Consider the following 16,025-nt stretch of genomic DNA (forward strand, 5'->3'; position numbering starts at 1 on the left):
CCCCGCCGCGACAGAACCTCTGCGTCGACAAGTGTGCGAACGGAGGAGTCGGCAGCGGGACAGCTGATCCGGCGAGAGGCGACCTCGTCTCCGGCTCGCTGCCATGGTCGTGACTCGAAGGTCGTCCGGGGCCACGGAGGCTGTGGGTGCTCCGCATCGCATCCGGTGATCACTCAACCCGCCTCTCCAGCCCCACCGGATCAAGCGCGGAGAAGACTCCAGCGGGCGAAGGGCTCGGGGTCGTGGTCAGGACTCCTCGCAGGCGAGACCGAGGAAGTTCTCGACCGAGAGGGTCTGGGAGGTGCCGTCGCGGATGTCGCCGACGATGACTTCGCCGACCGAGAGGGTGTCGAACTGCTCGGCGGTGAAGACCACCGGCCGGGCGACCACCGGTTCGCCGTCCGCATAGGCGCCGAGGACGTAGTCGACGCCCGGAGCGAAGCGGTCGATCACGGTGTCCGCGGGCCAGACGGTGCGCCCCACCAGATCCGTCGCTCCGAGCTGAGTGACGACGTCGGGGGAGACCCAGCGCGTGATCCTCCGCACCCCGTCTCCGATCTTCAGGGGAGAACGGTCGTCGACGGCGAGGTCGAGGCCGTTCACGATCCCGGAGCAGACCACGACGACTCCGAGCACCTCGGCGCGCTGGCCACCGCGACCGATTCCGACGGTCGCTGTCGACACCGGGCCTTCGGCCACGCACCCGGAGAGGGCGGCGAGCACGACTCCGATGCTCACGAGAGAAGAGCACCGGCGCATGGGACCTCCCCCGGTCACCCTACGCGGGTAGTGCCAGGGCGAGGGCGGTCAGAGCCTGCGGGAGCGTCGGCGCGCCCTCTGCGCGGAAGACGCCGGCGCCGGCGCTGTCTCTGACGACGATCGTCGGCGTGGAGCGGACGTCCGCCGCCTCGGCCTGGACGGGGTGGAAGGCGACGTCGAACTCGCGGATCTCGGCCGCAGGCACCAGCTCTGCCGCCCTGTCGAGCACCGACCGCGCAGTATGGCAGTCGCCGCAGAAGGCGGAGGTGTAGAGCTCGACGATCACCACAGGGGCAACGCTCCCGCCGATCCGGCGATTCCCGAGGTCAGCGCAGGAGCCACGCCTCGTTCATGGTGAGAGCGGCGTCGATCAGCTCGACGCGCTCCAGCTCCTCCACCTCGCCGACCGGGAACCACGCTGCGGCATCCGTGGACCCGTCGATCTCGTGGGTCAGCTCTCCCGAGACGATGCGGGCGCGATAGACGACGCGGATCGCATGCAGCGGGCCTGCGTCAGGGTCGCTCCGGCGGTGGGCCGGGATCACATGCGAGTCGACGCCGATCAGCGCCTCGAGCTCGGCGTGGTATCCGGTCTCCTCGAAGATCTCGCGGACCGCTGCGTCGGCCGGGGACTCGCCCTCGTCGATCCCGCCGCCCGGCAGCGTCCACGCCGACCAGGGCCCCTGGCTCCAGTGCGCGAGCAGCATCCGCTCACTGTCGATGATCACGCCGTACGCGGCGACCCGGATGTCCATCGTAGAAGCCTAACGCGCCTCTGACTCTGCCGCGGGCGCACGGACGAGCCGGACCCGCTGGGGCCCGGCTCGTCCGTGATGAACGTCAGGAGGCGGTCGAGGCCGCGTTCTGCGCGGCGCTCTCGGGCTCGTCCTCGGCCACCCAGAGCTCGTCGTCGGCGCGGAACGTTTGCCAGACGGCGTACCCGATGCCGCCGACCGCGACAAGAGCGGCACCGATGGCGAAGACCGTGCCCGCCTTGTTCTTCTTCTTCGGGGGAGTGGTCAGCTCCTCCCAGCGCGCCTTCGAGATCTCGGCGAGCTTCGCGCGGTTCTTCGAGTCCTTCGCGGCCCCGAACGCGGCGGCAGCGGTGCCCCCGACTGCCGCGACAGTCGGTGCGACGCGATGCTTGTAGGCGTCGCGTGCCGAGGAGTAGGTGCCCTCGACGGCGGAGACACCGTTGTCGTAGACGGGCTTCACGCGGGAGCGGTACGTGTCCTTGACGAGGGGCACGACCTCCTTCTTCGCGTACTTCGTGGCGTGGCGGCGGCTCTTCTCAAGAACGGCGGCCGCGTGCGCCAGCACCTCCTGCTGCTCGCCCCAGACCGCCTCGGCGTTCTTGCGAAGACGCTTGAGGTCCTTCTTGTGCTTACGTGACAGACCCATGTTGGTCCTCCATCGGCTACGAGCAGCGAACGCATCAATACTGCCACTCATCGATCGTCGTCCGCATCGCGCGCCCAGCGCATTGACACCGGGCGTTGCTGGGGCCTACAGACGCGCTGTGCGAGAATCCCTCCATGCCTTTGCACACCGCCGTCGCGACGTTCCACACCAACAAGGGCGACATCGTCGTCAACCTCTACGGGAACCACGCTCCCAAGACGGTCCGCAACTTCGTCGGTCTCGCGACCGGCGACATCGAGTGGACCCACCCGGCGACGGGCGCGAAGACGAAGGAGCCGCTCTACAACGGCACCGTCTTCCACCGCATCATCCCCGACTTCATGCTGCAGGGCGGAGACCCGCTCGGCCAGGGCGTCGGCGGACCCGGCTACCAGTTCGACGACGAGATCAGCCCGGAGCTCGACTTCACCGAGCCCTACATCCTCGCCATGGCGAACGCCGGCAAGCAGGCGGGGCGCGGCACCAACGGCTCGCAGTTCTTCATCACGGTAGCGCCGACCACCTGGCTCCAGGGCAAGCACACCATCTTCGGCGCTGTCGCCGACGAGGAGTCGAAGAAGCTCGTCCAGTCGCTCTCGGCCATCCCTACCGACGGCCGTGACAAGCCGCTCGACGACGTGGTCATCGAGAGCGTCGAGATCACCGAGGCCTGATCGCCTCGTCCACCACTCACTCGAGGGCCGGGTCCGTGAGGATCCGGCCCTCGTTCTCCCCGGAGGCACGTCCGTGACCCAGGTCCCGCCGAGCAGCGCGTACGCCTGCTACCGCCACCCCGATCGGCAGAGCTTCGTGCGCTGTCAGCGGTGCGGCCGCACCATCTGCGGCGAGTGCCAGACGCCGGCCCCGGTCGGCGTGATCTGCCCGGACGACATGGCGCAGCAGCGCGCAACCGCTCCGCGCACCCGCAGTCCGCTCGTCTCGCGCGTGCGAGCGATGACCCGGGCCGACCAGCCGACGGTGACCTACGCGATCATCGCGCTCTGCGTCGTCCTCTGGATCCTCGAGATCCTCCCGTTCGTCGGCGGTCCTGTGATCAACGCGCTCCTGTACGCCCCCGCCTACACGCTTCCCGGCTTCGGCGCCGACTTCGAGCCGTGGCGGATGCTCACCTCGGTGTTCCTGCACAGCACCTCGCTCTTCTTCGTCATCCCGTTCCACCTCGTGCTGAACATGTACACGCTGTGGGTGTTCGGGATGGCCCTCGAGCGGATGCTCGGCCGCGGGCGCTACCTCACGCTCTTCCTCCTCAGCGGATTCGCCGGCTCGGTGGGCGTGCTGCTCCTTGCCGACCCGCTGACGCCGGTGATCGGTGCCTCCGGGGCGATCTTCGGGCTGATGGGCGCGTACCTGGTGATCCTCCGGCACCTCGGCGGCCAGGCCTCGCAGCTGCTCGTACTCGTGGGGCTCAACCTCGTGATCGGTTTCCTCCCCGGGATGAACGTGGCCTGGCAGGCGCACGTCGGCGGCCTCGTGGCGGGTGCTCTGATCGGTCTGGTCTTCACCCGCACACGGCAGCGCTCGCAGCGGCGGTCACAGGACCTCCTGGTCGGGCTGATCGGCGTCGCCCTCGTGGCGATCACCGCGGGGGCGTACGTCCTGGCCTGATCCGGCGGCCCAGGTGCGCGGTGGGACCCCGCGGCGTCCCGGATCTGCCGCGGGCTGGGGTGTCCGCGGGCTGGGGAGGAAGTTATCCACAGAGTTGTTAACACTGGGGAGAACGAGGCGGGTGTCACCCGGAGCAGGACGGCGGGCGGGCGCGAGGGGGCGGCCGGACCAGCGTCAGGCCGCCGATCGCGGGCGTCGGCGTCTCCGATCGGCTCTGGGCCGTTCGGTCGCGGATCTCTCCACAGTAGTTTCCACAGCTGGGGATAATTACAGCCGTGTAGTTCGCCGGCGGCGGGCCACGACCACCGTCGCATCGCGATCGTCGTCACGGAGGACGGACGCACTGAACCCCGAGCCCTCGAAGGCGGCGGCACTCGCCCGGGCCTGACGCTCCCCGACCTCGATCACCACGGCGCCGTCGGGAGCGAGCCACTCCGACCCCTCGGCGGCGATGCGCCTGTGCAGTTCGAGGCCGTCCGGGCCACCGTCGAGCGTGAACCGCGGCTCGTGGACGCGCGCCTCGGGAGGCATCAGGCTGATCGCCTCCGTCGGCACATAGGGCGCGTTCACGACCACCACGTCGATCCTCCCCCGCTCGTCCGGCGGGAGCGCGGCGAAAAGATCGCTCTCGACGACCGTGGCCAGCTCCTCGAGGGTCTGCCGCGCGCACGCGACCGCCGCGGGGGAGAGATCGGCGGCGAGCAGGCGCACGTCCGGGCGCTCCTCGGCGATCGCGCGGGCGATCGCACCTGCCCCGCAGCAGAGGTCGAGCACGGTCGCGCCCGGCCGCAGCAGCGGCAGAGCGGAGTCGACCACCCACTCCGTCCGCACGCGCGGTACGAAGACACCGGGAGTGACCGGGACGCGCAGGCCCCGGAAGGCGACCCAGCCGAGGATCTGCTCGAGCGGTTCCCCTGCCTCGCGCCGGCACAGGAGGAGCTCCAGAGCGGAGGAGGACGCGGCCGCCTCCTCGAGGAGCACCGCTTCCTCCTCCGCGAAGACACAGCCGGCGGCGCGCAGGCGGGCCACCGACGACGAACGCCCCGTCGGCGGACCGGACGGGGCGTCGTTCACAACTGCGGGCTCAGCGCCAGCGGGTGGTCATCAGGAAGCCGATGAAGGCGATCCCGAACCCGATCAGAATGTTGAGATTGCCGAGATCGGGGATCGGCAGGATGCCCTGGCTCACGTAGAAGACGATGATCCAGATGAGGCCGAGCAGCATGAAGCCGAACATCACGGGCTTGAACCAGACCGGATTCGGTGCGTTCTCGCCGGTCCGGGCCTCGTCGCGCTCGGGCTTCGGGCTCTTCGTCGCTCGTGCCATGCCGACAACTGTACCCGGCGGAGGCTGGTGCCCGGGAGCAGGCCCGCGGCGCCCGACCGGGCCGGTCGCCGATCCGCGCGGTCCACGGCGTGGATCGGCACGACTCCGCAGGACGGGTCGTGCCCTCACAGCGTTGCGGATCGCGAGTCGTCCACAGGGCGCCGAGGACCTCCGCGGCCGCGCGTGCAGCACGCCTAGACTCGTCGCATGAGCGCCCAGAACACCGACGGGACGGCTCTGCGGCCGCGAGGGAAGCGGCGCAGAGCCCGCCCGGCCCGCCGCCTCTCGATCTTCGGAGTCGTCGGCGAGCTCCTGATGACGGCCGGCGCCCTCGTGCTCCTCTTCCTCGGCTGGCAGCTCTGGTGGAACGACGCGGTGATCGCCGGCCAGCAGACGACGCAGGCGGCCGAGCTGCGCGAGAGCTGGGGCGGCGCTGCTCCGCTCGACACCGCCGACACCTCGGCTCCCACCGAGCCGGTCGTCGCGACCGCGGCGGCGCTCGACACCTCCTTCGGCAACCTCTACATCCCCCGCTACGGCGACGGCTGGGTGCGCACGATCGCCGAAGGGATCGACGCCGAGAACGTGCTCGACGAGGGCAGCATCGGTCACTACCCCGGCACGCAGATGCCCGGGCAGCAGGGCAACTTCGCGCTCGCCGCCCACCGCAGCGCGTACGGCGGCGGGATGCATCTCATCGACGAGTTCCAGCTCGGCGATCCGATCTACATCGAGACCGCCGACGGCTGGTACACCTACCGTTTCCGCAACCTCGAGTACGTGCAGCCCTCCGACGTCCAGGTGATCGATGCGGTGCCGTGGACGCCCGATGCCTCGCCCGGCGACCGTCTGATCACCCTGACCAGCTGCAACCCGCTCTACTCGACCGCCGAGCGCATCATCGCCTACGGCGTCTTCGACTCGTTCCAGCCGCGCTCGGCCGGTGCCCCCGCCGAGATCGCCGGCTCGCTGGCTCAGGAGGGCTGAGCGTGTACGCGGCGCTGTGGCGCCTCCTGCCGGGACCCTGGTGGGTGCGGCTCCTGATCGTGCTCGCCCTGGCGGCGGCGGTGCTCGTCGCGCTCGACGAGTGGGTGTTCCCGTGGGTGCAGTCGCTGGTGCTCGACCGGAACGTGACCGTCGGCTCGTGATCGCGGGTGCGGGCCTGCGGATCCTGGTGGTCGACAACTACGACAGCTTCGTCTTCACGCTGGTCTCGTACCTCCGCGAGCTCGGAGCCGATGTCGACGTGGTCGAGGGAACGGAGTTGGGCGTCGACGGACTGCTCGCCCGCGCGCGGGGTGCCGACGGGGTCCTGATCTCGCCCGGACCGGGCCGACCGGAGGACGTCCCTGCCTCGGTGGCTCTGATCGGGCAGGCGCGCACTCTTTCGCAGCCACTCCTCGGGGTCTGCCTCGGACACCAGGTGCTCGTCCATGCCCTCGGCGGGCGCGTGCAGGAGGGGCCGGACCCGGTGCACGGGCGCACGTCGCGAATCCGTCACGACGGTGACCCGCTGTTCGCCGGGCTCCCCTCGGGCTTCGCGGGAATGCGATATCACTCCCTCCTGGTTGACCGCGAGTCCCTGCCGGGTGAGCTCCAGGTCATCGCTGTCTCGGAGGAGGGCATCGTCATGGGCGTGCGCCACCGTGAGGCTCCGCTCGTGGGCGTGCAGTTTCATCCAGAGTCAGTGCTGACCGAGGGCGGCCACAAGCTGATCGACAACTGGCTCGCCGACATCGCAGCGCGGAAACCGCCCGCGCGCTGATCCCGACACGCCCGGGCATTCGATATCGAGTGTTCTGCCGGATCGATTTCGGGCCGCTTATCGCCCTCTTTATCGTGGCGAGAGTGTGAGAATGAGCGGTGCTCTGTGTACCCCGAACGGGGGTGGGAGTTCCGCGTCAGGTGGGGTGCAGAATCCGCCAATTGACGGGTAAGAAAGAGGGTAAGACTGATCCGTGCCGGACGTTCCCGCGGGGCGGCGGCGCTCAGTCCCCTGCACACCCCCCGATCAGGTGTCGTGATGTGACGGGTCCGAGGCGGCGAAGGAGACCCCTTCTCCATGCATAATCGGAGGGCGTCAGCATGGGGACTGGCAGCGAGAGAGACTACCGGGGGAACAGATGGTCAAATCGATATCCTGGGCCTTTTCAGGTATTCGCGAGCTCGAGAACCTCGGGCCGCGGATCGTGGCGAAGCCCGGAACAGTCCCGAGCATTTCCGGCTCGGGATTCGGCACGGGCGACCTCAGCGTCGTACTGATGACCGTCTCACCCCTGCGGATCCTCCGCGGGACCTGGGCGGGAGACGACACCTCGTTCCTGAACTTCACCTTCCTCATCGACGGCTTCGTGCGCATGGTCGCGCCGGAACGCACGGTGCTCCTGCGCCCCGGTTCGGTCTCGTACCAGCAGGGCAACACGACCTTCACGACCGAGTCGACGACGCCGGCCACCCTGCTGCACGTCTCGATCCGCGCCGATGAGATGCGACGCTACGGCTTCGACACCGCGTCCCCCGTCCATGCGCTCGATCCCGACGCGCGCTCGACCCGGGCGGCTTACGCCTTCACCACGGCGTTCGCCCTTGCCGCGGAATCGGGAACCGGACTGCCCGGTGAGGGAGAGGTCACCGGCTTCGCCCACGTGGTCAAGCAGCTCCTGACGAGCGCATTCCTCGCTGCCGCCAGCGTCCAGCCTGGCACCACCAGTGTGCGGGCCGCGACGCTCGGTCGCGCTCGCACTGTGATCGACCGCACGCACCGCACTCCGCGCTGCACCCCGGAGGCGGTGGCCGACGCTGTCAACGTGTCGACCCGCTCCCTCCAGCGGCTCTTCGAGGACGCCGGTACCACGGTGGCCAGCGAGATCGAGCGGGCTCGTGTCGCGAGTGCGGTCGAGCTGCTGCGCCGTCGCCCGCGGGAGGTGCCCCTCGAAGCCATCGCCGCAGCATCCGGCTTCTCGTCCGCCGACCACCTCCGCAGGGCGTTGAAGCGCCGCGAGGGGCTCACTCCGAGCGACATCCGCGCTCGGACGACCCGACGCTCGAGCGACGCGACCCAGGGCGAGGTCGTGCGGCTGCAGCCTCCGCTCGCGGGAGTGCGCCGCGCCTAGCCCGCCCGTGGCTCAGCCCGCGCAGTAGCCGAGCTGGATGGTCGAGCCCTGGGGTACGTCCCCGGGGGCCCTCGACTGCGTGGTGATCGGCGGATTCGCGCGGGTCGCGTCGCAGCTCTCGTCAGGCACCTCGACCCCGACGAGCTGCAGCTTCTCGGAGGCGAGGGTCGCCAGCGCGCTGCTGAGGGAGGTGCCGACGAGGTCGGGCAGGGTGACCTGGCCGGACGAGACGACCAGGTCGATCGGAGTGCCGGGGGCGACCTGCTGGCCAGCTGCGGGAGAGGCGGACAGGACGACGTCTCCCGCCACGGTCGGTGAGTTCTCGCGCGTCTGAGACCCCTCGACGAATCCGGCCGCGGTGATCGCCTCGATCGCCTCGGCGAGCGTCTTCCCGGCGGTCTCGGGCACCGCCACAGGTTGCGGGCCCTGCGAGACGACGACGCGGATCACGGTCTCGGGGGCCACGATGGTGCCCGAACCGGGATCGGTCCGGATGACCTCGCCCTCGGGAACGCTCGTGCTGTACTCGGTGACCTGGCTCGGGACGAGGTCGATCGCCGTCAGTGTCTCCTGCGCGCTCTCGTAGGTGGTTTGCGTGAGCGAGGGGACCTCCCGCGACTGCGAGGGCAGGGTCGAATCGGGTTGCAGAGTCAGCACCCAGATCACCAGCGCGGCCACGATGACGGCGAGCACGACGATCGACGACCAGATCCAGAGCACCGGAGGGCGCCGCTGAGTGCGCACGATCGAGTTGTCCTCGGCCAGCTGGCGCAGGGCGAGCTCGGAATCGGTGACGCCGCCCTGGCTGCGGGCCGCGAAGAGCGAGGTCGTCAGCTCGTCGATCGGGCGGTGGTCGGGGAGGCGGCCGGCCGCGGCCTCGCGCAGGTCGTCGCGGAACTCCGCCGCGCCCTGGAAGCGCTCGTACCGGTCCTTCGAGAGGGCGCGCGCGACGACGGCGTCGAGGGCGGCGGAGACGGTGGGGTTGATCGAACTCGGCGCCGGCGGCGTCTCGCTGACGTGCTGATAGGCGACGGCGACGGGGGTGTCGCCGCGGAACGGCGCGCGACCGGTCAGCAGCTCGAAGAGCACGATGCCGGCCGAGTAGAGGTCGCTCCGTGCGTCGACCTGCTCGCCCTTGGCCTGCTCGGGAGAGAAGTACGCGGCGGTGCCCAGGATCGCGGTGGTTTGGGCGACGGTCGCGGCCGAATCGGAGACGGCACGGGCGATGCCGAAGTCCATCACCTTCACCTGGCCGGAGGGGGTCAGCATGATGTTGCCGGGCTTGATGTCGCGGTGCACCACTCCTGCCCGGTGTGAGTACTCGAGGGCTGTCAGGATGCCCTCGGTGATGCGGACGGCCTCGTCGACCTCGACGGGACCCTCGGCGATGACGTCCTTCAGCAGGCGCCCCTCGATGTGTTCCATGACGATGAAGGGACGGCGCGACTCGCCGCCGTTCTCGTCGACGGTGACCTCCTCGCCGGCGTCGAACACGCGGACGACGGTCGGGTGCGACATGCGCGACGCAGCCTGCGCCTCCTGCCGGAAGCGGAGCCGGAACGCGGAGTCGGAGGAGAGGGAGAGCTTCAGCTCCTTGATGGCCACGGTGCGGCCGAGCCGTGTGTCCGTTCCGAGGTGGACCTCGGACATCCCTCCGCGGCCGAGGCGGGGCCCGACCTGGTACCGACCCGCGATCAGGCGACCCTCATCCGTCACGCGCACGCTCCTGCCCTGTACTTCCGTGTGCCACGGCCCCGAGGGAGCCAGGGCAAGTGTACCTACGGGCCCCGGGTGTTCCCGGTGGGCGGCGCGGTGAGGGGCTCAGCCGCCCGATCCGGCGTCCGGTCACGCGATGAGGCCGCCCGGACCTCGCGGTCGGGCGGCCTCATCGGAGCGCGGCTACCGTGTCGACGGGGTGGCGGTACCGGACGGAGTGCTCGGCGACGGCGACGGCGTCGGTGCATCGACGGCGACCGTGAGGGTCGGCGAGGCCGCCGACTCCGTCTCGCCGCAGAGGACCGTGTAGGTGACGGCGATCTCGCCGGCGGCGGGGCCGGCCTGGATGCTCGCGGTCGTCGAGGTCGACGGGTTCGTGCTGGTCACGCTCGCGCCGTCTCCGGACGCGGCAACCCGGTAACCACTCACGGAGGTTCCACTCGGGCACTGGTTGTAGTTGCTCCAGGTCACGGTGAAGGTGGCTCCTGCGTCGACGCTCGATGCGGCCGGGGTCACCGTGGGCACGGCCGTCGGGGCGTCGGGAACAGCGACCGCCGTGTAGACCGAGACGTCGATCGTCGTGCCCTTGACGACGTTCGCGGTCGGATTGACGTCCTCGACGAGGCCGACCTGGTCGGCGGTGGGAGCGCTCGGCCCGTCGGTGCGGCGGACGCCCATGCCCAGCGCGTCGAGCTCGGTCTCGACCTCATCGAACGCACGACCGACGTAGTCGGCCTTGTTGATCACGACGGTGTTGGAGGTGGGTGTCGGCGTCGCGCTCGGAGTCTGCGACGGCGTCGGCGAGGGCGCCGTGCTCTGCGGGGCGCTCGCCGTGGGACGGGCCTGGGAGTCGCCTCCGGTCGTGAGAGCGAAGATCGTGCCTGCGATCACGACCGCGAGGATGACGATGAGGGCGATGAGCGGCCAGGTCCACGGGCTGCGCTTGCGCGGCTCCTCGGCGGGAGGTGCGGGCTCGTCGAGCGCCGCGAACGGGTCGGCCGCAGCGGCCGCGGCGGAGGGGAGCACCGTGGTGGCCTGGGTCGCGCCCTGAGGGGAGGGGAGGACCGTGGTGGCCTGGGTCGCCGCGAGATCGCCGGCGACGGCGGGCACGGCCACGGTTGCTCCGCGCACGTCGCCCGAGCGCAACGCCTGGGCCGCGCGGGCGAGGTGCGCCGCGGTGGCGGGGCGATCGGCCGGCTTCTTCGAGATGCAGGAGTAGACGAGGTTGCGCACCGGTTCCGCGACCGTGACCGGGAGCTCCGGCGGGGTGTCGTTGATCTGCGCCATCGCGATCGCGACCTGCGACTCGCCGGTGAAGGGGCGGCGACCCGCCAGGCACTCGTACGCGACGATGCCGAGCGAGTAGATGTCGGTCGCGGGGGAGGCGGGCTGGCCGCTCGCCTGCTCCGGAGAGAGGTACTGGACGGTGCCCATGACCTGGCCGGTCGCGGTCAGCGGGACCTGATCGGCGATGCGGGCGATGCCGAAGTCGGTGATCTTGACGCGGCCGTCCGGAGTGATCAGCAGGTTGCCCGGCTTGACGTCGCGGTGCACGAGGCCCGCGGCATGCGCGGCGTGCAGGGCCAGAGCCGTCTGCGCGACGATGTCGAGGACCTTGTCGGTGGAGAGGACGCGTTCGCGTTCCAGCACGGTCGAGAGCGCCTCGCCGGGGACGAGCTCCATGACCAGATAGGCCGAGCCGTCCTCCTCGCCGTAGTCGTACACGTTGGCTATGCCCTCGTGGTTGACCAGCGCCGCGTGGCGGGCCTCAGCGCGGAAGCGCTCGAGGAAGCCGGGGTCGCCGAGGTACTCGTCCTTCAGGATCTTGATCGCGATCGTGCGGCCGATGACCAGATCGGTCGCCTGCCACACCTCTCCCATGCCGCCGATGGCGATCCGGGACTGCAGCTCGTAGCGTCCCCCGAAGGTGAGGCCTGTCGTGGGTCTCATTTGTTCAGCACCGCCTCTAGTACCTGTTGTCCGATGGGTGCGGCGATCAGGTTGCCGTACCCGTTCTGGCCGAGCCCTCCACCGTTCTCCACGAGCACGGTGATGGCGTACTGCGGGTCGTCCGCGGGCGCGAAGCCGGTGAACCAGAGGGTGTACGGGTCGTCCGCGCCGTTCTCGGCGGTACCGGTCTTACCGGCCACAGTGACGCCCCCTATTGTTGCATTCGTCGCCGCGCCTCCCTGGACGCTGGCGACCATCATCGCCTTGACGGCGTCCGCGGTCTGCGTGCTCACCGCCCGGCCGAGCGACCTCTCCTGGAACTGCTGCAGGACGCTGAGGTCCTGCGAGCGGATGGAGTCGACCAGGTTCGGCTGCATGACCTCGCCGCCGTTCGCGATCGCCGCCGAGACCATCGCGATCTGCAGCGGCGTCGCCTTGACCTCGTACTGCCCGAACGCGGTGAGCGCCGTCTGCGCGTCGTCCGTGGCGGAGGGGTACTGGCTGGCCTCGACCGACATCGGGATCTCGAGCTCCGTGTCGAAACCGAACTTCTCGGCCTGCGAGCGGATCGCGTCGGCCCCGAGCTGCACGCCCATCTCGGCCATCGGCACGTTGCACGAGAGCGAGACCGCGGTCGCGAGCGTGACCGTGTCACCGGGGCCGCAGAGGCCGCCTCCGGAGTTGGTCACCTGAGAACTCGACCCGGGCAGCGTGAAGGACGCGGCGTTCGGGAAGCTCGAGTCCGCCGTGAAGCGCCCGGACTCGAGCGCAGCGGACGCGACGACCAGCTTGAAGACCGAGCCGGGCGGGTTCAGCGAGCCGCCGATCGCGCGGTTGACGAGCGGCTGCGAGGAGTCGTCGTTCAGGGCGCGGTAGGCGGCGAGCACGTCGCCCGTGTCGTGGGGGGTGAGAGCAGTGGGGTCGAAGCTCGGCTTCGAGACCATGGCGAGGATCCGCCCGGTGGCCGGCTCGGTGACGACGACCGCTCCGGTGTAGTCGCCGAGGGCGTCGAAGGCGGCCTGCTGGGCGACCGGGTCGATCGAGAGCTCGACCGACGCGCCCTTCGGGTCCTGGCCGGAGACGAGGTTGTTGATCTCGTCGAAGAACTGCGAGTTCGAGGTGCCCGAGAGATAGTCGTTGAGCGAGCGCTCGACACCCGTGGTGCCCTGGTCGAGAGTGAAGTAGCCGGTGACGGCCGAGTAGAGCGGGCCGTTCGCGTACTGGCGCTGGAACTTGTACAGATCGTCCGAGGGCGTCGAGGAGGCGATGGGCTGCCCCGCGACGAGGATCGGCCCGCGCTCGGTCGAGAAGCTCTCGTAGAGGGTCCGCGTGTTCCGTCCGTCCTCCGCGAGTGAGTCGGCCTGGATGACCTGGATCGTGGTCGTGGACAGGAAGAGGGCGACGAACATCGTCAGCACGACGAGGCTCACGCGTTTGAGTTCTCGGTTCATCGACGGATCACACCACCAGACGAGGCTGACTGCGGACTGTGTCGGAGAGGCGCAGCAGCACAGCCACGATCATCCAGTTCGCCACGAGGGAGGAGCCGCCGGCCGCCAGGAAGGGCGTGGTCAGGCCGGTCAGCGGGATGACGCGGGTGACGCCTCCGATGACGATGAAGCACTGCAGGGCGATCACGAACGAGAGGCCGACTCCCAGGAGGCGGCCGAAGTCGTCCTGCCCGGCGAAGCCGATGCGGAAGCCCCGCGAGACAAGGAGGAGGTAGAGGCCGAAGATCGCGAACAGGCCGGCCAGGCCCAGCTCCTCGCCGAGGCTCGCGATGATGTAGTCGGACTGCGGGACCGGAGTGACATCCGGCATTCCCTGGCCGAGCCCCGTTCCGAGCAGGCCGCCGTGCGCCAGGCCGAACAGACCCTGGACGAGCTGGTAGCTGCCTCCCGGGTCGGCGCTGTAGCGCTCGGCGCTCAGAGGCTCCAGCCAGTTCGCGAAGCGGTTGCCCACGTAGTCGAGGGTCTGACTGGCCAGCAGCGCGCCTCCGAGGAACAGGCCGACGCCGATGAGCACCCAGCTGGTGCGCCCCGTGGCGACGTAGAGCATCACCAGGAACAGGCCGAAGTAGAGCAGTGCGGTGCCCAGATCGCGCTGGAAGACGATGACGCCCATCGTGACGGCCCAGATGACCAGGATCGGCCCGAGGTCACGCAGGCGCGGGAAGCGCATCCCGAGCACGGTGCGGCCGACCATCGAGAGGGAGTCGCGGTTGCGCACGAGGTAGCCGGCGAAGAACACGGCGAGGGCGATCTTGGCGATCTCGCCGGGCTGGAAGCTCGCGACGTCACCGATGCCGATCCAGACGCGGGCGCCGCTGACCTCGCGACCGATGAACGGCAGCAGCGGAAGCAGGAGCAGCGCGATCGCGACGAATCCGGCCACGTAGGTGTAGCGGAACAGCACGCGGTGGTTGCGGATCACCAGTAGGACAACGATCGCGGCGACGACCGCGAGGCCGCTCCAGAAGAGCTGCCGTACGGCGACCGAATCCCAGCCGGTGACTCCGTCGGCGATGTCGATGCGGTAGATCTCGGCGACGCCCAGGCCGTTCAGCACCGTCGCGATGGGCAGCAGGAAGGGGTCCGCTGCCGGGGCGGCGAACCGCAGCACCACGTGGACCGCCAGCACCAGGCCCGCGAGACCGGCGCCGAGCGAGACGAGCGTGCTGTCGACGGCGCCGAGCGCGCCGAGCTGCACGAGGACGATCGCGGCGGCGTCGATGACGCACGCGAAGACCAGCAGGAGCAGCTCGAGGTTGCGCAGCTTCTGCCGGAAGAAGCCCTGCCGCTCGGAGGTGGGGCGGGCGGTGGCCGTGGCGGCGTCCGTCATGGTGCTCCGTTCGCGTCCGTCAGGCGCTCGACGATCTCGACGGCGGCCGGGTAGGAGTCGGCGCTGATGGTCTGCTCCAGCTGCTCGACGTCGTAGGCGCGCAGGGAGTCGATCGGGATGCCGGTGTCCTCCCTCACCTCCGACAGTGAGAGCGGGCCGACCGACTGCTGGATGCCCTGGTAGATGATCACGGTGTCGCCGTCGGTGCCCACGTAGAAGCGCGACTGCGTCCAGTCGTAGGCGAGCAGCACGCCCAGGAAACCGATGATGAGCACGAGCGAGAGGCCGACGAGCCAGGTGATGCGGCGGCGCAGGTGCCGGCGGCGGTCCTCCTCGATGAGCTCGTCGAGGTAGTCCTCGGAGGCGGGCTCGAAGTGGGTGGGGCCCTGCGCGGCCGGTGCGCGGGTGTGCAGGCGGAGGCCGGGGATCCTCCCGCGGCTCTGCGACTCGTCGGTGCTCAGCGGTGTCGGCGAAGCGGCCGAGCCGACGACCACCGGCTCCTCGCTGGGCGCGAGGATCTGCGCGGTGTCGCCCGCTCCGGGGATGTCGAGGATGACCACGGTCACGTTGTCGGGGGCGCCGTGCGAGAGGCTGTCCCGGATCAGCCGGTCCGCCACCTGCTGCGCGGTCTCGTCGCGGCTCAGTTCCTTGAGGATCTCGTCGTGCGGGACGACTCCCGACAGGCCGTCGGAGCAGATCAGCCAGCGGTCGTGCGGCTCGGTCTCGAGGGTCAGCGTGTCGATCTCGGGGTTGGCGTGGACGTCGCCGAGCACCCGCATCAGGACGGAGCGGCGCGGGTGCGTCATCGCCTCCTCCTCGGTGATGCGGCCCGAGTCGACCAGTCGCTGCACGAAGGTGTGATCGGTGGTGACCTGCTCGAGCTTGCCGTCGCGCAGGACGTAGATGCGGGAGTCGCCGATGTGGGCGATAGCGACCGACTCGCCCACCCGCGCGATCGCGCTGACCGTCGTGCCCATCCCCGTGAGCTCCGGATGGTCGACGACGGCCTCGGCCAGCAGAGTGTTCGCGGCGAGCAGCGTCCGCTTGAGCTCGTCCTCGGCCTCATAGGTCGAGGCGTAGGGGCGGTCGGCCTCCGCGATGCGCTTGATTGCGATGGAGGAGGCGACGTCGCCTCCCGCGTGCCCGCCCATGCCGTCGGCGACCACGAAGAGCTGTCGCCCGGCGTAGCCGGAATCCTGATTGTTCGAGCGGATCCGGCCGACGTGCGAGACGGCGGCGCTCTCGCGCACCGCGCCGGAACCGGAGGCGCTCTCCGGAGTCGATGCCACGCG

General features: G+C 70.0%; 17 protein-coding genes. 6 read left to right on the plus strand and 11 right to left on the minus strand.

Features of this window, described 5'->3' with window-relative positions:
* Positions 1–246: 246 nt before the first annotated feature.
* From GSU10_RS00055 to GSU10_RS00070, 4 genes are all read right to left on the minus strand, one after another.
* Complete coding sequence (locus GSU10_RS00055; protein WP_068207829.1) at positions 247–738, minus strand: hypothetical protein; 492 nt, start codon at positions 736–738, stop codon at positions 247–249.
* Positions 739–778: 40 nt separating this feature from the next.
* The gene (locus GSU10_RS00060; protein WP_236713493.1) at positions 779–1,048 is read right to left on the minus strand and encodes a glutaredoxin family protein; all 270 of its coding nucleotides are present in this window, start codon (positions 1,046–1,048) and stop codon (positions 779–781) included.
* A 37-nt stretch (positions 1,049–1,085) separates the two neighbouring features.
* Complete coding sequence (locus tag GSU10_RS00065; protein WP_068207832.1) at positions 1,086–1,514, minus strand: NUDIX hydrolase; 429 nt, start codon at positions 1,512–1,514, stop codon at positions 1,086–1,088.
* An 85-nt stretch (positions 1,515–1,599) separates the two neighbouring features.
* A complete protein-coding gene (locus tag GSU10_RS00070; RefSeq protein WP_068207835.1) occupies positions 1,600–2,160 on the minus strand; it encodes a hypothetical protein in 561 nt (186 codons plus the stop codon).
* 134 nt (positions 2,161–2,294) lie between these two features.
* On the opposite strand from GSU10_RS00070, the gene GSU10_RS00075 reads away from it, so the two are divergent.
* Positions 2,295–2,834: a peptidylprolyl isomerase gene (locus tag GSU10_RS00075; RefSeq protein ID WP_132504605.1), complete on the plus strand. Its 540-nt coding sequence runs from the start codon at positions 2,295–2,297 to the stop codon at positions 2,832–2,834.
* A gap of 73 nt (positions 2,835–2,907) precedes the next feature.
* Positions 2,908–3,786: a rhomboid family intramembrane serine protease gene (locus tag GSU10_RS00080; protein ID WP_068207837.1), complete on the plus strand. Its 879-nt coding sequence runs from the start codon at positions 2,908–2,910 to the stop codon at positions 3,784–3,786.
* Between the two features lie 267 nt (positions 3,787–4,053).
* Here the strand turns inward: GSU10_RS00080 and GSU10_RS00085 are convergent, their stop codons facing one another.
* Positions 4,054–4,767, minus strand: a complete 714-nt coding sequence (locus GSU10_RS00085; protein WP_241972895.1) for a putative protein N(5)-glutamine methyltransferase — start codon at positions 4,765–4,767, stop codon at positions 4,054–4,056.
* 103 nt (positions 4,768–4,870) lie between these two features.
* Positions 4,871–5,113, minus strand: coding sequence for a cell division protein CrgA (locus GSU10_RS00090; protein WP_068207843.1), 243 nt, complete (start codon positions 5,111–5,113; stop codon positions 4,871–4,873).
* Between the two features lie 207 nt (positions 5,114–5,320).
* Between GSU10_RS00090 and GSU10_RS00095 the strand changes: the two genes are divergently transcribed.
* The 4 genes from GSU10_RS00095 (at position 5,321) to GSU10_RS00105 (ending at position 8,226) form a co-directional block, all read left to right on the plus strand.
* Entirely contained in the window at positions 5,321–6,100 is a 780-nt protein-coding gene (locus GSU10_RS00095; protein WP_068207847.1) for a class E sortase, read from the plus strand.
* A 2-nt stretch (positions 6,101–6,102) separates the two neighbouring features.
* Complete coding sequence (locus GSU10_RS15235) at positions 6,103–6,261, plus strand: hypothetical protein (RefSeq protein WP_166971874.1); 159 nt, start codon at positions 6,103–6,105, stop codon at positions 6,259–6,261.
* Positions 6,258–6,878, plus strand: a complete 621-nt coding sequence (locus GSU10_RS00100) for an anthranilate synthase component II (protein WP_199220835.1) — start codon at positions 6,258–6,260, stop codon at positions 6,876–6,878. Before GSU10_RS15235 ends, GSU10_RS00100 begins: the two co-directional genes overlap by 4 nt.
* Positions 6,879–7,374: 496 nt before the next feature.
* Positions 7,375–8,226: a helix-turn-helix domain-containing protein gene (locus GSU10_RS00105; protein ID WP_158286082.1), complete on the plus strand. Its 852-nt coding sequence runs from the start codon at positions 7,375–7,377 to the stop codon at positions 8,224–8,226.
* 12 nt (positions 8,227–8,238) lie between these two features.
* Here GSU10_RS00105 and pknB read toward each other — a convergent pair whose 3' ends face one another.
* The 5 genes from pknB to GSU10_RS00130 all read right to left on the minus strand — a co-directional run bounded on the left by pknB (position 8,239) and on the right by GSU10_RS00130 (position 16,022).
* Positions 8,239–9,942: a Stk1 family PASTA domain-containing Ser/Thr kinase gene (pknB, locus tag GSU10_RS00110; RefSeq protein ID WP_068207852.1), complete on the minus strand. Its 1,704-nt coding sequence runs from the start codon at positions 9,940–9,942 to the stop codon at positions 8,239–8,241.
* 183 nt (positions 9,943–10,125) lie between these two features.
* A complete protein-coding gene (locus GSU10_RS00115; RefSeq protein WP_132504607.1) occupies positions 10,126–11,892 on the minus strand; it encodes a protein kinase domain-containing protein in 1,767 nt (588 codons plus the stop codon).
* On the minus strand, positions 11,889–13,343 hold the full coding sequence (locus GSU10_RS00120; RefSeq protein ID WP_132504608.1) for a peptidoglycan D,D-transpeptidase FtsI family protein: 1,455 nt from the start codon (positions 13,341–13,343) through the stop codon (positions 11,889–11,891). The genes GSU10_RS00115 and GSU10_RS00120 overlap by 4 nt, the downstream gene beginning before the upstream one ends.
* Positions 13,344–13,350: 7 nt before the next feature.
* A complete protein-coding gene (locus GSU10_RS00125) occupies positions 13,351–14,733 on the minus strand; it encodes an FtsW/RodA/SpoVE family cell cycle protein (RefSeq protein WP_068207853.1) in 1,383 nt (460 codons plus the stop codon).
* Positions 14,730–16,022, minus strand: coding sequence for a Stp1/IreP family PP2C-type Ser/Thr phosphatase (locus GSU10_RS00130; protein WP_236713494.1), 1,293 nt, complete (start codon positions 16,020–16,022; stop codon positions 14,730–14,732). Before GSU10_RS00130 ends, GSU10_RS00125 begins: the two co-directional genes overlap by 4 nt.
* Between the last annotated feature and the right edge of the window lie 3 nt (positions 16,023–16,025).

Origin of the sequence: Rathayibacter tanaceti (assembly GCF_009834165.1) — a bacterium.
GTDB lineage: Bacteria > Actinomycetota > Actinomycetes > Actinomycetales > Microbacteriaceae > Rathayibacter > Rathayibacter tanaceti.

Excerpts from the sequence above, each read along its gene's own strand:
- GSU10_RS00065 (WP_068207832.1), bottom strand. The coding sequence starts at position 1,514 with ATGGACATCCGGGTCGCCGCGTACGGCGTGATCATCGACAGTGAGCGG.
- GSU10_RS00070 (WP_068207835.1), bottom strand. The coding sequence starts at position 2,160 with ATGGGTCTGTCACGTAAGCACAAGAAGGACCTCAAGCGTCTTCGCAAG.
- GSU10_RS00075 (WP_132504605.1), top strand. The coding sequence starts at position 2,295 with ATGCCTTTGCACACCGCCGTCGCGACGTTCCACACCAACAAGGGCGAC.
- GSU10_RS00090 (WP_068207843.1), bottom strand. The coding sequence starts at position 5,113 with ATGGCACGAGCGACGAAGAGCCCGAAGCCCGAGCGCGACGAGGCCCGG.
- GSU10_RS00095 (WP_068207847.1), top strand. The coding sequence starts at position 5,321 with ATGAGCGCCCAGAACACCGACGGGACGGCTCTGCGGCCGCGAGGGAAG.
- GSU10_RS00105 (WP_158286082.1), top strand. The coding sequence starts at position 7,375 with ATGACCGTCTCACCCCTGCGGATCCTCCGCGGGACCTGGGCGGGAGAC.
- GSU10_RS00115 (WP_132504607.1), bottom strand. The coding sequence starts at position 11,892 with ATGAGACCCACGACAGGCCTCACCTTCGGGGGACGCTACGAGCTGCAG.
- GSU10_RS00120 (WP_132504608.1), bottom strand. The coding sequence starts at position 13,343 with ATGAACCGAGAACTCAAACGCGTGAGCCTCGTCGTGCTGACGATGTTC.
- GSU10_RS00125 (WP_068207853.1), bottom strand. The coding sequence starts at position 14,733 with ATGACGGACGCCGCCACGGCCACCGCCCGCCCCACCTCCGAGCGGCAG.